The organism is Bacillus sp. BHET2 (assembly GCF_005938125.1).
In the GTDB taxonomy this organism is placed as follows: domain Bacteria; phylum Bacillota; class Bacilli; order Bacillales; family Bacillaceae_B; genus Rossellomorea.
This window is the reverse complement of the sequence record NZ_VCQN01000001.1, coordinates 1-15,487: the sequence shown is the minus strand read 5'-3', so window position 1 is coordinate 15,487 and position 15,487 is coordinate 1. Positions and strand designations below refer to the sequence as shown.

Genomic DNA, 15,487 nt, shown 5'->3' with positions numbered 1-15,487 from the left:
ATAGGAAACAAAATTATTCTAGAAAGTTTACTACAGGGGGGGTGGCATACGAGGGGATACTTGGAGAAATTAAATACAATATTTTATTTAGTTCGATTAACCAGTCCAATAATTAATCATTATATAATCACCTAAAGCACAGAACTATAAGCCCTGTGCTTTTTATCTTTGGTACTGTTAGATCAGTGACCGCGGAGAATACCAGTGTTTGTACTGGTTGTTCCCTCTTTTTCATAGAAAACCTCCGTCCCTGCCCCGCGCTCCTGATCCGGACGATCAGGTCGTTGGGCCGTAGGGTCTCCCCTTAACAACCCGAACGCAAATACCGAGACGACTACCACAATAAACATCACCAGGACGAACTGAATGGGAGCTGTGAGCTTCTTGGCTTCCCTCCGCTCCCCATACACCTCGGTACGGCTGGATGTTGAATTTTGCGGTCGGGTAGACGGGCGCACTGCCGGTGAATCAGTGGTTGTACGGATGGCGTTATCCTTAGAGCGTGTTGACACACGGGGCCCAATACTCGGTCTCTGCGGGACGCTTTCAGAACGGTTTCGCGTTGAGGCTTTACGCCTGGGTTGTGCCACGACGGGTTGACCTAATTCGCTCGATCCTCTTGTGGACAAGCGGATCCTTCGTTCCCTATACACCAAATTTAGACTATGTTCAAGAATCAATAGACGAGATGGACTCTTTAAGAACGAATCAAAGATACGACAAATTGTATAGTTTAGTACTGTCCCTTGAAAGTAGGCTATTTTATTTGAATGATATAAATCTAATGCAATATGTTCGTTGGCATAAAGGGATTTGCCTTTTTGAAGTTCACGAAAAGTGAGACTGCAATAAATACCTTATCTCAAGCTTTGGAATTAACAGAAGGAAAGGAAATGGTTAACTATTGTTTAAAAGCTTTATTAATCTGCAATTTAGCTTAATAAAAATTATTTCAAAATCAAGCAGTGGTCTCAAAAAATATTTGAAACTAAAAAAACTCATCCCGTTCCTGATAAGTCCTCATAAGCAAAAGATTGTATTTAGAGTTCATATGCAATTATAAGAAAAGAATAAAAAGGGATAACCCAAGACAAACAATTGCTGCTATCTTTGACTGTACAGCAACATGTTTATCACCTTCTTGAGGGTTCTCTATAAAACTAAGAGTGAAGAAAAAAACATAATTTTATTAGCGAAATTGAAATAAAACCACCCCATCTTAAAGTCAAGTTACCTCCTTATCCGTTTATTCCTTAATCCTGCCCATTCGTATTATAAGGTTAACCAGAATTCTAGATATTTCTGGTTGACCTTTTTTTATATGGTCTTATTATAACAGTAGCCAGGGTAGAACGTCCGCCCCCGTGGGACTTGGCCAGACTTCGAAGCCGTAATGGAGCGCTTTAAGTCAAAGAAGTTCGCACATACCATTTCGTATACTCTATTTCAATAGGGAAAAGATCACCAACTTGCCGTTAGTAGAAAGTAAAGAGGTTCTTGAAGACGTTATGTTATAGCTGAAGATACTTCTTTACTCAATAAATTCCAATGGATTGGGGGAAAAGGAGTTCAATACTTTGAATTATTCAAGCAGCATGATTAGGAGGGCATCGTTATGAAAAAGGCAGACTCAAATATCAAATTAATAAACGCTCCCAAGACTGGTTGAAAGTGATAAATTACAAGTATGAAAATGTCTATATATCGGGGTTAAGAAAAGGTGATTTCGGATTACGGCTAAACTTTGAAGAACGAAAATACGCTGGATTAGTGGAATTTATGACCCCACACAGCCGCCAAGAGCTTTACAAGCAATATAGAGACTTCGTTGTGGATGAGAATGATCGATTCATTTTTCTCGATCCACAACTGAAAATAAAAGTGAAGTATCGGAATCTAACAAAAAACGGTCTCCTGAGAATACCGTCATTAGTGGAGTGGCTATGATTGCTTGGGCATTACTCTCTGATCTCAATTATTTTTCCGTTTTCCCAGGGTTCAATACTGTTTCTATTTCTGTTATTCCAGTATTCAGCCCCATTGGTGAGGGTTTGATGTGGCCAAACAAGCCCTTGGTAGTAAACATCAAACTCTTCTCATGTCTCAAAAGGTTTTGAAAAAGCGGAAAATCGGCTATTGTAAGAAATTGACCATTTTTGTTGAAATCATATTTTCCAGTTGTGAAGTAATCTTTGGAAGCCCCATTACTTTTCCAGAAGAGGATAAGACTATAAATGTAGGGAAAAGTTTAACCTTATAGTCCATTAAAAAAGTTTTGGATGCAATCAATGTATTAAAAGAATCTGGTACATTTGTAGGTGCTAATTTTTTTATTTCCTCTTGTGATCCATTTACTACTAACATAAAATTAATATTTTTATTATTAAATGACGCGCTAATAAATTGATCAATGTCTGGACTGCAATAAGAACATCTTACATCCACGACTAATAAAACAGTATCCTTATCACCAATTGTTATACTTTCTCCGTTTATGGATTCTAATTTGAGTTTAGCCACAGTGGTTCCTACCGCAGGACCGCTTGACTGGATATTTTTTTTAAAAGTGGATATATTGTTTGTTTTTTTTTGTAGTCTAGTTAACTCTTTATATACTCCTAATAATAAAAGCAAGTTTACAATTCCTAGAGCTAAAATCATCATTGAATTCCCCCTACTACCAAAAAAAGAAGTTAGTAAACTACTAACTTCTTTTTCGCTAAGTATCCTTAAATTTAGCATGCGCATTCTTGTTTAACTGTTCCGCATACTTCTCCATTTCTACAATCATATGCAGTTAGGTAGGCGTTACCATATGCATTGTCATCGGGACATCCACCAAAATCACAGCTCATTCGCTCACAATCACAATAAATTGGGTAAAGTTGAATTCCTTTCAATAATCGCACCCCCTTCCATTTTTCTCTATTTAATGATATCATAAATTTTGTAAAATTGTCATAAAATTATAAATTAACTCAAAATTTGTAATTTTTTCAGGAAGGTGTCTTTTATGCTGAACAGTGTCTTCTATTCTTTATCCCTCATTTTGAAAACAGAAAAAAATACTTTTTTTAAATCGTTATTGATTAAAATTTTTCAAGGTTTTTCCCCTTTACTATCGATATTTGTCTTTGCAAGATTAATTAATGCAGTTGAGCAATACATAACTGGTACAGGAAGTAGTTATCAAAATGTTATTTATTATTTATTTCTCCAGTTTGTTGTCATAATTTCGACAGTATCATGTGATAAAGTGGATGAATATTTAAATAGGAAATTAGAGGTGAATGTTGACTATGTATTGAGAGAGAGGTTAATGGATAAAATTCAAAATGTGAAATACTCAAGTTTTGAAGATCATAATTTTTATAATTATTTAAGCAGAACTCAAGGGGATCTAGGAAATAGATTTGTTAGACCGGTAAATAATTCACTTCAGCTTTTTAGGCATTGCATAACTCTTTTCTCATTGATTATTTACATAATTAGCTTTGATTGGATCATATCACTAATCATTTTATGCTCGGTAGTACCCACTTTCCTATTTCATTTGAAATTTGGTAAGCAACAATTTCACCTGTTGAGGTATCAAACTCCTTCTGCTCGAGAACATCAATACATATACTCACTACTTACAGCAAGAGAGTCTAACAAAGAGATTAGAATTAATAGTACATATGATTTTTTATTCAAAAAGTGGTCCAAGTTGTTTAAAGGAAATACAACCGATTTCTTATCCCTAATTTATTCTCAGTTGAAAAGTAATTTAATAGTAAATATCATCTCTTCACTGCTATTTGCTGTATCGATAGTAGTCGTCATAAACAGAGCAGTTGCACTTTCTTTGGCAATTGGTGGATTTGTTGCCATTTTTCAATCCGTTCAAAGATCGCAAACAACAATGAACATGGTAGCGCTACTACTAGCGAAAATAGGTAGTGAAAAATTATTTATCGAAGATTATATTAAACTTTTAGATTTCGAAGAAGAACCTAGTAATAGTGAAAACAAATTGTTGCCATTTCCCCCACTAACTAAAGGAATAAAAGTAGAAAACTTAACTTTCAGTTACCCGCAGAGCAAAATAGAAACTTTAAAAAATATTAATCTTCAAATTAATCCAAACGAAAAAGTAATTGTAGTAGGTGAAAACGGTTCCGGGAAATCAACCTTAATAAAATGTCTTGTAGGTCTCTACGAAGTTGATAAAGGGCAAATATATTTCGATGAAATATCTAATAAGGACATAAGTAAAAAGGACCTTTATAAAAACCTAGCTGTAATCTTTCAAGATTTTATTCAATATTTCTTTTCGGTTCGTGAAAATATCCAGTTAGGAAATATAGAAAGTGAAGAAAACGATATTAAAAACGCTGCAATGTTGGCAGATGCGGACTCTTTTATCAACGAATTGCCAAAGAGCTATGACACCAGGTTAGGCCGGATATTTAAAGACAGTTACGACCTTTCCGGTGGCCAATGGCAAAGGATTGCATTAGCGAGAGCGTTTATTAAGAAAGCTAAGCTACTCATACTTGATGAACCCACAGCCTCTCTTGACCCCCTGACGGAAGCTTTTTTATATCAAAAATTCAATGAGATTGCTTCTAAAAAAACAACGATTTTTATCTCTCACAGAATGTATGCCTGTCAATTTGCAGATCGGATAATCGTTATGAAAAATGGAGAGATTGTTGAAGATGGCACTCATAAGGAGTTATTTAACTGGGATAGTGAATATCGCCGTCTATACAACTTACAAGCAAATATGTTCAATAATATGGATTCTTCAAATGAGGAGGTTAAACATCATGGAACTTTTAGTTTTTAAAATTGTTTGCTTAATATTTGGTTATATTTTTGTATCCACTGGATTATCAAAGTTGTATAAAAAACAGGAGCATATTTCAAGTGTTTATGCCTATCAAGTCATCCCTCTTAAATATGTGATCTTTTTTAGTTGGATGGATATAACACTAGAAATTTTGTTAGGTATATTACTTATAACTGGAACTTTTCTAAAAATATCACTCGTAATTTCTTCAATATTATTGATGATATATACACTAGCTATTCTAGTTAACCTAAGAAAAGGCAGAACAGAAATCGACTGTGGATGCTCAGGTGTATTAGGAAATCATAAAATCTCTTATTACCTGGTAATTCGTAATGTAACTTTGATAACTATCTTACTATGGTCTGGATTGTGGGCCTTATTATCTGAAAATGCGCCTAAAGGATTTTTTGTATTCAACCTAAATTATCAATACATAGTTATCAATTCCCTTATCTTATTAATATTAATTTTATATAGTTTAGGAATAAAAGTCTTTGAAACACGGAAATTCTTGAAAACCCTATAGTGAGGAGAGTGTTGAATGTGGAGAAGTTTTGGATTATTAGTTACTTGATTTTATGGCTAGCAGTTACAATTGAGGGAATAATTTTGTATTTCTTCGTGAGTTCTTTAAGTGGATTTTTAAAACGAATTGAAAGAATTGGGAATAATAGTAATGCCTAAATTGATTATTTATAGTTACTTAATGTTATGTATAATTGTAATACTCGAAGGGTTGTTGATTTACTGCTTAAGTAAAAGATTAAATAATTTTGCTAACCGAATTCAAATGGCTAAAGGGGTGGTATTTAATAAAGGGATTCCGGTCGGGACTGTTGCTCCAGTTTTTAAAACTATCGATCAATCAAAAAAAACTATAAGAGTTGGTCCCAACATGACCTCCCCTATTATTTTGATTTTTGTATCAGCTACTTGCCCTGGGTGTAAATATTTATTGAACAACCTAAGGTCAAATATAGGAAATTTGATCTTCATCAGTAATTCAGATCTTGATCCTTTATACAAAGAAAAAATACAAGAGTCTGAATACTCCTATTTACATTCACCATTTTTATTTTCTAAATATCAACTTTCAGGAGTTCCAAGAGCAATTTTAATAAATAAACAAGGAGTTATCGAAGAAGCAATACAGTTACAATCTTGGGAAAACTTAACTAAGACCAATACTTATAATCAATTTATTGAAAATTTTTAATATTGTTGTATTAAGTTGCATACTCCTATCGATTATTTACTTTTAATAAAAAACCAGAAATTGACTAGTTCGGTCAACTTCTGGTTTTTTAATTCTTATCATTTTAGTCCTTATTTTTGACGGTTTCTAAAAATTCGAAGCCTTTCTTCTTAGATATTCACCTTCATATATAGCTCTTATTCCACCGGAAATCAATGTTATAGAAATAATTAACAAAGCAAATAAAAGGACTGGGAAGAAAACGAGCCACGGTGAAAGTATTAATTCAAAGTAATTTTTTCCTATCGTATCTGTCCATCCTGAGATAAAAAAACCAAGGATAGATACATGCATCATTAAAGTTAAGACAGAAATTAATTGGCTATTGAATAGTAATACAAGCCTACCTCTCACACTTGGAATAACATGCTTACTTAGAATATGAAATCTTCGGCCGCCTAAAACTTTGGAGCTTGTAATGAATTCGTTTTGAAGGACTAACCTTGTTTCTTTCCCAACCAATTGCATTAGAGAGGGGATGCCTACTATTATTAAAGTATATGCTGTGAAATTCCATCTAAAATCGGGGTTTTCCATAAAAAACTTAAAGTCTACAAAGTGCAAGCCATTAAGAATAATGAATGCTAGCAAAGTTGATGGGACAAAGTTAAACCCTTCAATTAATATATCAATTGATTTTAAATTTTGAAACATGCCATAAAGTGAGCCTATTAATATACCTATTCCCATTCGTCCAATCGTTACAAATATAGCCATTTTTAATGTGGGGACTGTCTTTCTTAAGATGCGGTCAAACATATCTTCCCCTCCTTCGTTAGTTCCGAAGAGATGTTCTAAGGAGGGCGGGGCCGGCTTATCATATTCCGATTCTTTCTGAGGTGTTCCCATTGTATTTTGATCATAATATTGAGTATTGATGATGCTGGTTGAAATTATTATAAGTAGGAGAATTACTCCGCTTATAAAACTAAGGTTATAGAACAGCTTTTTGATCATAATAAACCACTCCTTTGGGTAGCAAAGCGTCGATTAAGAAAAAGGCAACAAACAGTGGAATAGTTAGTAGAAGAATGCCCACTGTTATTATTTCGTAGGTTGGGTGATTGATCATGAATTTTAATAAGCCGAAAATGTTATACATGTATTCCAAAATTATCACGTTGGATATCATCATAAGGTAGATATACTTTAGGTTATAGAAAAAGGAAAGTAATACATTAGGAAAAATGTGACGCAGTAATATGTATAGCTTGTCTAATCCTTTAGCAATTCCAAGTTCTACATAAGGTTTGTTCAATTCCTGCTCATACATCATTAACGTGGATTTATATAAATAAATCGTTGGAATCAATGATAGAGTAAGGATGGGAAGGAAATAAATTTTTTGACCTGATAAAGCGTAAGGCTCTGTAATGAGCAAACTAGTGTTCTTGAAGATCCAAATGGCACCCAATTGTAACGAAAAAACAACAAACACATCCGGCAGGGCTTCAAGTAAATTTAGAACAAATTTAACTGCCTTTTGAGCCTTGCTGGAGAAATAAAAAGTGGAAGTTGTTAGGGTAATAGCAAACAGTAAAGCTATTAACAACGAAACAAACAAAAGAGTAAGAGAGTACGTATAGGTTTCAATTATGTAAGGAAAAACATTTCTCTCGACATTGGTTCCCTGTGCAATGTAGGAAATTTCTTTCCAATTAATGATTTCAACCAATGTATTTCTTATCTCCGAATAGAAGTTACCTGGGTAAAATCCTATGGATTTTTGTAATTGCATCATTGGTTTATCCTCGGGTGGAGGTATATCTTTAAATATTAGTGCAGGTAAGTGACATACGAGGATAACACTCGTAGATAAAAAAAAGAGTATTGGAAAAAGTCTTGCGAATTTTTTGAGCATTTTATCCTCCTATTAGATGATAAGACTCTATTATTGAAACACACCATCCAAAACTTTATCTTAATAACAATGATTTTAAAAATAACTGCCAAACTCAAGTAAAACTTTCACAAAAAAAGGTTGCCCTTTACTTGAACATGTTTAAATCCGTATTTATTCTACAAGCGCCTTTTAATTGGAATACCTAATATTTCAAACTTGACAACTTCTCCAGTAATATCCTCCATAATTAGACGAAACTCAGTTAGTTAAGTTTAAATTGGTTATTTGATATCCGAACTCTCCTAATATTTAGTTTACCATATAATTACCAAAACCCTTCTAAAAATATTTAAGGAGAATAGATTTTTTCGTTAATGGGAATTTTCAGGGTAACGTATGTAAGAACGAAAAACGCCAAGGTTCCCTCCCTATCAAGGATCCTTGGCGTTTTTCATATATTTAGTTAGTTTCGTTAATTACTATTTCACGCATAGATTAAAAAGTTTTATAAAAAAGGAGAAAGCTCCCCTTTAATTGTGTGTGTAAAGGAATTAAAGTTGTAATATCTGAATTAATGTTATAACATGAGTTGTTACTTCGGGATTGAATTTAATTCTGCTATCACTGATATCACAACTATATTTCCTATAGACTTGAACTAACGAGCGGTATATTGATGATTAAAAGTTAGTTTATGTTACAACTTAAATACCTGTTTACATTGTGATGATTTTTACTGTGTTAGTTATACTTTGAAATGAGCTATCGTGTTTTTAAGTCAGTTTTATCTGCTGATGGACAGTTGCAAGATTCATATCACATAGTATTATACTTGTAATTTCAAAGCTATATTCGTTCGAATATAGCTTTGAAATTAAGAGCTGTCTCCGTAAAGGGAATCCTATATGTTTTGTATAAAAATTAAAAATAAAAATAGTAAACCCATTGACTTTATAACAAGAAACAAAGTGTGAGTTCACGCACCCGTTAACCTTCTTCAACACTCTTTTTTCTATATTGGAAAGAATCAAGTTTTACAACAAAATAGGACGTTTAAGCTACTTCTTTAGCCTGTTGCGAATTTTTCTTCTCTAAATCTGATACAGTCCGAATTTTAAATTTTTTAAAAATAATGGACCCAAGAAGTCCGCTTAGCGCACCTACTGTTGCACAAATAAAGGCTGTAATCGTTACTTTCAGAGGATCATTAAATCCATACATCACAGCAAGACCTGCAATAGGTGTTGCCGTTCCTGGTGCATTATTAATTAAGCCGGCCGATGCTACAACAATCCCTGCTGCTGCTCCACCAATAAAGTTTGTTACATAAACAGGTATAGGGTTTGCGGAAATGATATCCGCCTGTGTTAAGGGTTCAATTGCAACCGAAATCGTCGTTCTTCTATTACCAAATTTCATTCGATCAAATAAAACATAGTTCATGAAAGAAGATCCGAAAACTGCTAAAGCGCCAATTGCCATCGGTAGACCTGTTAACCCAAGCATAGCTGTAAGTGCCATAGAGCTCAAAGGTGCAGTCGCTACAACTGTGATCACCCCACCAAGAATTATTCCCATTATTATTGGATTACTGTTCGCTGTCTCAGCAATTATGCCCCCAATATTGAGTAACGTTGCATCTACTATAGGACTTACATTCACAGCAATTAATCGTACAAGCGGTGCCGCAACGATGATTGTAACAATAAGATCAAGACCAGCTGGCACCTTACTTTCAATTTTTTTCACTATAAAAGATACGAGATAGCCTGCAATGAAGCCTGGTAATAATCCCATACCAGCACAAGATATTCCTAGCATCAACGCATACACAGGAGATACACCTAATGCAAGGGCTACAAGGGCTGCAGCTGCGACACCACCCATACCCCCAGCAGCGGTTCCAACTTCGCCAAGAAATCCTATGCCTAATAAATCCCCACCAACATACAATTGAAAGGCCTCTACTAAAAACGCAGCTACTGCTGCACTTGCAAGAGCTCCCATTGCTTTCATTCCTTTTGGAGCTCTATAACTGAACAATGTGAAAAAAACTAAAACGATTATTAATAGAATCGTACCTTTAAAGATTTCCATTTCGCTTATCTCCCTATAGTAGACAATTTAATAATAATATATTTATTTCTATTAGATTGTTTAATTTTAAAAAAATGAGTGTACATAATAAGCATAATGTACGCTCATTTTTGAGTGCTTTTGATTCCGAAATGGTGCAACTCTTTTGTAACAATTAGACTTTTGTTTTAATTAAACATTAACCGAATTTTTCTCATTCAAGATTACCTTTCGAAAATACGTGCCTAAACCTAATGCAATAGCAGCACCTATACAACTAAACAAGCAACCAATTACCAAGTAAATGGATCCTTTAGATTCGCCTATTATTACTGAAGCTACTCCTCCAATAGCAGGGAAAAGAGCAACCATGTATCCACTTTTTGCTCCACCAATTTTCTCTACAAGTTTTAAGTAGAAGAGCCACGCTCCAAAGGAAGCCAATATTGTTAGGTATAGAAGAGCAGATAAGTATGAAATAGATGTCGGTAGACTAACTTCTTGTCCTTGAAAGTACACAACCGCTCCTAAGAGAATTCCTCCTGCTATAAACCCAATCGCATTTGCATAGATTGGGTTTACTTTTTTCTTCGCATTTCTTGCTGAACTAGCATCACCTATGGCAGTAATGATGGTACCAAGAACTGCAATCAGAATTCCTTTTACATCATTAAATCCATGAATATTATCTAAACTTGGATAAATAACAACAATAACACCTAGCACACCAAGTATTCCGCCAATTAAGATTCGTAAATGTAATTGTTCTTTCAAAAAAATCCGAAGAGCAATCGGTGTTAAAATAACTTTCAATGAAAATATTAATGTAACTATCGCTGCTGAACTTAAAATGGTCGCATAATAGAGACATAAATAGCTTAATGCAAAATTACATACACCAAACACAATAATAAATGGAACATCTTTTTTCAAAGGTTTTCCTTTAGGTCTAAGAAAACACACCAGAATAGTAAATAGAATAGCTGTCATAATTAAACGGTATGTTAAAGATAACTCTAAACTTACAGGTGTACCTTGAATCTTTACGGCAATAAAATTAAGTCCCCAAACTAATAAACAAAAAATGTACATTAAGATTGTCATAAGTATGATAATTCTTTTCTATCTGAAAAAGGAATATCAAAATGAGTGAAAACTTCTTTTAAAGCATCTGTTAAATGTAGTATCTGTTCCTCAGTATGGTTAGGTGTAACATTAACTCTAAAACGCTCTGTACCAACATCTACTGTTGGAGAATTAATAGGTTGTATGTATATATGATGTTCCTCGAGTAATCTTTTAGCAGCTTTTTTACATTTCTTTGCATCTCCGATTAAAATTGGAAGAATGTGTGTTTCACTAGAATCCATTATTGGAATACCTGATTTAGTAAGATTTTCTCTTAAATCTTTTGTCTTGTCTTGTAAAGCGATTCTCTCTTGATCAGATGACTTCAAATGCTCAACACTAGCATGACAAGCAGCTACCACTGCTGGAGGTAATGAAGTGGTGAAAATAAATCCTGATGCAAAAGAACGAACAGCATCAATTAGTGAAGCTGAAGCAGTAATATACCCACCTATTATTCCAATCGATTTGGCCATAGTACCTTGAATAAAATCTACTTTGTCAGCAATGCCTAGTTCTGCAGCAATACCTGCTCCTCTAGGTCCATACATGCCAATTGCATGTACCTCATCTAGAAAAGTAAGAGCATTATACTTTTTAGCAAGAGTTACAATTTCTTCAATTGGTGAAATATCTCCATCCATTGAGTAAACTGATTCAAAAGCAATTATTTTTGGACGGTCAAGTGGCTGGGCAGCTAGTAATTCTTTTAAATGCTCCACATTATTATGTTTAAATACAGATCTCTCAACTTTAGTACTTCGAATTCCATTAATAATAGAGGCATGATTACGTTCATCTGAAAAAACGATACAATTGGGAAATAGTCTTAATAAGCATTGTAACGTTGCATCATTTGAACCATAACCAGTAGGGAAAACAAGAGCCGATTCTTTGCCATGCCATTCAGCTAGAGCCGATTCTAGTTGGGCATATTGATAATGCGTCCCTCCAATATTACGAGATCCACCTGAACCAGCACCATACATCTTAATTGCATCATGCATAGCCTCAGTTACTGCAGGATGTTGGGACATTCCTAGATAGTCGTTACTACACCAAACAACTACAGGTTTACCATTCTCATTTCCGTTTAATTGGGCTAAAGGATATTGGCCACTCATACGATTAATAGTGATAAAGTCACGATACTGTCCACTCTTCTTTAAACTATTTAACTTTTCGTTAATAATTTCCTCATACATAATTTAACCTCCATTGATTTTTACCTTTTTATTCAATTCTATTAATTCATTCAAGATAAAAATATTGATAAGTAAATTAACAGAATAGAACAGGAATTTAATTTCAAAAATTTAACTTGGAATTCGAATACAATAATACCAATAATTCGTAAGATGTCAACCTGAAATGCAATACTGAAATAATGAAAAATATTCAGATTAATTTTATAGGTTATTCTATATGGTTATTCATCATGTATGAGTTGTGCGTCTAATTGCTTATGATGCCAAGGGATAGAAGACATAATAAATTACTGGAAATTCATTTTATAATTTTGTGATAATAATTGGACAATGCTTTATGTTTGAAAAAAAGTTTGATTAGAATAATTTTATAATCAAGATGAAAATACGTTTCAGAAAAAACTCAACTAGTTTTTGTTAATGCGTATTTTCCTTAAGGTAATAAAGATGTAGATGCAAAGTGTATTAATCGTTTTGATAATGGGCGTCGTGAAAATGTTTCCGATCAAAATCGTAATTAAAGCCGTGAGTTTGAATGTCAACTATTTTGTCGTTAATGGGAATTTACTGGGTAACATGTGTAATAACGAAAAACGCCAAGGATCCCTTCCTTTAAGGCATCCTTGGCGTTTTTTATTTATCTAGTTAGTTGCGTTAATTACTATTTCACGCATAGATAAATTGCTATATTTAGAGACTATCCTCCTCTTGTTGTGTTCCTGTTAAAGGCTATTAAAGTTATGACATGCGTATTTAAGTTATAACATAAATAATTAAAATGTTATTTGGTTATTATAGTCCCAACATCAGGATAATTACTCCTTTCAATAACTCCGGTATTAGTCCGGAGTTATTTTTATTCAAAAATTCAAACTTAAAATTTTTGATAGGTAAAAAAACAACTTAAAAATAGTCGTTGTTCCGAGACAACTTAAGTGTGGCTTGATGAAAAAGTATATGAAAAGAGGCCAAGAGCATTATAAATTGCTCTTGGCCTTTTTTGTAGCTCTATTCCATTAAAGCCCCCTTTAACGGAATATCGCTCTCGCTTATTCTACATAAGTAGGTTTAATTAATTGCTCAAACTCTTGCAGTTCTGCTTCTCCACCAAACAAAACTTTCTCTAAGGTGAGGGTTAACAAATGCGGAATCTTGTTTAATTCATCAGTGGTAAAATCAAGGTTGCTTAGCATAATGATAGCTTTGTCACAATCTTTGTAACTAATTAAACCTGAACAATACCCTGCCCAATATCCATCGTGAAGTACAATCTTTTTATATTGAGGATGGTCTTCAATTTTCCATCCAAGACCATATCCTCCCAAGTCCTTGTGCAAACCAGGACAATATTTAATGGAAGCATCTCCGTTAAGATAATTTGGGTTAATAATAATTTCCTTTGATTGTTCTGATACCAACTCATTATTATATATAGAATGCTCCCACTTTAGTAAATCATCAACGGTTGATTTTATACCTCCATCCCCTTTAACTCCGTCGAGGAAATACACATATTTATGCTCTTCGATTTCATTCGGAAGTCTATACAAATCCTGTTCCCAATCGTAGATATACCCTAACGAAAAATATTCAATTTCATCATCTAGGAATTGAGAATGTGTTGATGTATTCATCATATTTAACGGTTCGAATATTCTTGTCTTTAAGAATTCTCCATACTCCATTTTTGAAACCATTTCTATGATTTCTGCCAGCAATACATACCCTGTATTACAATACTCCCACTTTTCATTTACTTGAAACAATACATCAGGCTCTTCGTCTTTTAAGAATTTAATTACATCTATATTTGTTGCAATTTTTGTTTGGTCCCAGTTACCCTCTGTCTCAAACCATTCCATATAATCAGGCAATCCAGAGGTGTGATTTAGCATATTTTTAATTGTGATGTTTTGGTATGGAAGATAAGGGAAAAACGCTTTTAGATTATCGTCTAATTTTAGTTTTTCTTCTTCAATTAGTATCATAATTGCCATTGCTGTAAAGCTCTTTGAAATTGAGGCGATTTCAAAGACCGAATTATGGGAATGTTGTTCTGAGATAGTTCTCTTCCCTAACGCTCTCTTGTAAAATGGTTTGCCTTCCTCGGATAAAAGCACAACTCCATTAAATAGCCTATTTTGTTCTAAGAAATCTAATACCTTATCTAATTCTTTGCTTCTTTGTCCATTCATATTAAATGACCTCCATTTATGATTTATTAGTGAGTATAATTAGCTTCACTTCTGGAGGGCGGACCCCTTATTAACGGTTATATAAAGTTGAATATATTAAACAATTATTTTCCCCCTTTTTAAATACTGTCTTATTCCATTAACCTGCCCAATAATTGAAGAAGGGTAACTGCCGGATCAATTTGCTTATCTTAAGTTATGGCCCCCAATAGTTGAAGAAGAAATCATAATTATTCCAGATGTTTTATAAATAATACCCTGTCTTGATTTAATCCATCATAATTAGTATTAACGTAGACGCCATCAATTTTTTTATCGCCTTCTTCAATCTCGAATCCCATCTTAGTGTGATAAGCAATCGAAACTTTGTTAACAGGAGATGTTACACACCGGACAATGTTACGTCCATTTTGTTTTACTACATTAATGAATTGATTATATAGTTCTTTCCCAATATTGTGTTTTCTAAATTCAGGATGAACTCCTACAAAGTGAATATAGGACTCCTTAGGTTGAGATTGGGATAGAAATCCTATTAGAAAGCCTACAATTTCCCCATTTTTTTCCGCAATAAAACTTGTATTTTTAAAATGGTCAAAAAATAATTTTGGTAACATATCAGACATATTCCTTCCACCCCACCACTCATTTATAAGTGGTGCTAAGGTATAATAATCTGACCCTTTCACTATTCGGATATTCATTGTTACCCCCCATTTATGTACTATTACCGTCTAATGTTATCAATAAATTAACTCCTGAAATGCTTACTTCGATAATATAAAAGGCGAATCACTGTGCTGCAATCGCCCCCTTTCGTATTATAAGGTTAACCAGAATGTTAGATTTTTCTGGTTGACCATTTTTTATATGGCCTTATTATAACAGTAGCCAGGGTAGAACGTCCGCCCCCGTGGGACTTAGATCCCGTCAATTAAACCG

Annotated in this window: 13 protein-coding genes; 4 read left to right on the top strand and 9 right to left on the bottom strand. The window is 33.8% G+C overall.

What is annotated here, in order from left to right; translation table 11 throughout:
* Positions 1 to 182 precede the first annotated feature (182 nt).
* The gene (locus FGG79_RS00065; protein WP_138775423.1) at positions 183 to 590 is read right to left on the bottom strand and encodes a hypothetical protein; all 408 of its coding nucleotides are present in this window, start codon (positions 588 to 590) and stop codon (positions 183 to 185) included.
* 1,081 nt (positions 591 to 1,671) lie between these two features.
* On the opposite strand from FGG79_RS00065, the gene FGG79_RS00060 reads away from it, so the two are divergent.
* On the top strand, positions 1,672 to 1,947 hold the full coding sequence (locus FGG79_RS00060; protein ID WP_171050727.1) for a hypothetical protein: 276 nt from the start codon (positions 1,672 to 1,674) through the stop codon (positions 1,945 to 1,947).
* Positions 1,948 to 2,133: 186 nt separating this feature from the next.
* On the opposite strand, the gene FGG79_RS00055 is transcribed toward FGG79_RS00060, so the two are convergent.
* Positions 2,134 to 2,664 (bottom strand): TlpA family protein disulfide reductase, encoded by a 531-nt coding sequence (locus tag FGG79_RS00055; protein ID WP_138775419.1) that lies wholly within the window; start codon positions 2,662 to 2,664, stop codon positions 2,134 to 2,136.
* Positions 2,665 to 3,013: 349 nt separating this feature from the next.
* On the opposite strand from FGG79_RS00055, the gene FGG79_RS00050 reads away from it, so the two are divergent.
* From FGG79_RS00050 to FGG79_RS00040, 3 genes are all read left to right on the top strand, one after another.
* Positions 3,014 to 4,834 carry an ABC transporter ATP-binding protein gene (locus FGG79_RS00050; protein WP_138775417.1) on the top strand — a complete coding sequence of 607 codons (1,821 nt, stop codon included), beginning with the start codon at positions 3,014 to 3,016 and terminating at the stop codon, positions 4,832 to 4,834.
* Positions 4,815 to 5,366, top strand: coding sequence for a MauE/DoxX family redox-associated membrane protein (locus FGG79_RS00045; protein ID WP_171050726.1), 552 nt, complete (start codon positions 4,815 to 4,817; stop codon positions 5,364 to 5,366). The genes FGG79_RS00050 and FGG79_RS00045 overlap by 20 nt, the downstream gene beginning before the upstream one ends.
* 150 nt (positions 5,367 to 5,516) lie before the next feature.
* Positions 5,517 to 6,056, top strand: a complete 540-nt coding sequence (locus FGG79_RS00040) for a thioredoxin domain-containing protein (RefSeq protein WP_138775412.1) — start codon at positions 5,517 to 5,519, stop codon at positions 6,054 to 6,056.
* Positions 6,057 to 6,182: 126 nt separating this feature from the next.
* Here the strand turns inward: FGG79_RS00040 and FGG79_RS00035 are convergent, their stop codons facing one another.
* From FGG79_RS00035 to FGG79_RS00005, 7 genes are all read right to left on the bottom strand, one after another.
* On the bottom strand, positions 6,183 to 7,052 hold the full coding sequence (locus FGG79_RS00035) for an ABC transporter permease subunit (RefSeq protein ID WP_138775410.1): 870 nt from the start codon (positions 7,050 to 7,052) through the stop codon (positions 6,183 to 6,185).
* Entirely contained in the window at positions 7,030 to 7,833 is an 804-nt protein-coding gene (locus FGG79_RS00030) for an ABC transporter permease subunit (RefSeq protein WP_171050725.1), read from the bottom strand. Before FGG79_RS00030 ends, FGG79_RS00035 begins: the two co-directional genes overlap by 23 nt.
* 1,158 nt (positions 7,834 to 8,991) lie before the next feature.
* A complete protein-coding gene (locus FGG79_RS00025; RefSeq protein ID WP_138775407.1) occupies positions 8,992 to 10,035 on the bottom strand; it encodes a PTS sugar transporter subunit IIC in 1,044 nt (347 codons plus the stop codon).
* A gap of 171 nt (positions 10,036 to 10,206) precedes the next feature.
* A complete protein-coding gene (locus tag FGG79_RS00020) occupies positions 10,207 to 11,118 on the bottom strand; it encodes a DMT family transporter (protein WP_138775405.1) in 912 nt (303 codons plus the stop codon).
* Positions 11,115 to 12,347 (bottom strand): 5-aminolevulinate synthase, encoded by a 1,233-nt coding sequence (hemA, locus tag FGG79_RS00015; protein WP_138775403.1) that lies wholly within the window; start codon positions 12,345 to 12,347, stop codon positions 11,115 to 11,117. Before hemA ends, FGG79_RS00020 begins: the two co-directional genes overlap by 4 nt.
* 1,052 nt (positions 12,348 to 13,399) lie before the next feature.
* Positions 13,400 to 14,545 carry a serine hydrolase domain-containing protein gene (locus FGG79_RS00010; protein ID WP_138775401.1) on the bottom strand — a complete coding sequence of 382 codons (1,146 nt, stop codon included), beginning with the start codon at positions 14,543 to 14,545 and terminating at the stop codon, positions 13,400 to 13,402.
* A gap of 230 nt (positions 14,546 to 14,775) precedes the next feature.
* Positions 14,776 to 15,249, bottom strand: a complete 474-nt coding sequence (locus FGG79_RS00005; RefSeq protein ID WP_098350496.1) for a GNAT family N-acetyltransferase — start codon at positions 15,247 to 15,249, stop codon at positions 14,776 to 14,778.
* Positions 15,250 to 15,487: the final 238 nt, after the last annotated feature.

Coding starts and splice junctions, on each gene's coding strand:
- FGG79_RS00055 (WP_138775419.1), bottom strand. CDS start 2,664: ATGATGATTTTAGCTCTAGGAATTGTAAACTTGCTTTTATTATTAGGA.
- FGG79_RS00050 (WP_138775417.1), top strand. CDS start 3,014: ATGCTGAACAGTGTCTTCTATTCTTTATCCCTCATTTTGAAAACAGAA.
- FGG79_RS00045 (WP_171050726.1), top strand. CDS start 4,815: ATGGAACTTTTAGTTTTTAAAATTGTTTGCTTAATATTTGGTTATATT.
- FGG79_RS00040 (WP_138775412.1), top strand. CDS start 5,517: ATGCCTAAATTGATTATTTATAGTTACTTAATGTTATGTATAATTGTA.
- FGG79_RS00035 (WP_138775410.1), bottom strand. CDS start 7,052: ATGATCAAAAAGCTGTTCTATAACCTTAGTTTTATAAGCGGAGTAATT.
- FGG79_RS00030 (WP_171050725.1), bottom strand. CDS start 7,833: ATGCAATTACAAAAATCCATAGGATTTTACCCAGGTAACTTCTATTCG.
- FGG79_RS00025 (WP_138775407.1), bottom strand. CDS start 10,035: ATGGAAATCTTTAAAGGTACGATTCTATTAATAATCGTTTTAGTTTTT.
- FGG79_RS00020 (WP_138775405.1), bottom strand. CDS start 11,118: ATGACAATCTTAATGTACATTTTTTGTTTATTAGTTTGGGGACTTAAT.
- hemA (WP_138775403.1), bottom strand. CDS start 12,347: ATGTATGAGGAAATTATTAACGAAAAGTTAAATAGTTTAAAGAAGAGT.
- FGG79_RS00010 (WP_138775401.1), bottom strand. CDS start 14,545: ATGAATGGACAAAGAAGCAAAGAATTAGATAAGGTATTAGATTTCTTA.
- FGG79_RS00005 (WP_098350496.1), bottom strand. CDS start 15,249: ATGAATATCCGAATAGTGAAAGGGTCAGATTATTATACCTTAGCACCA.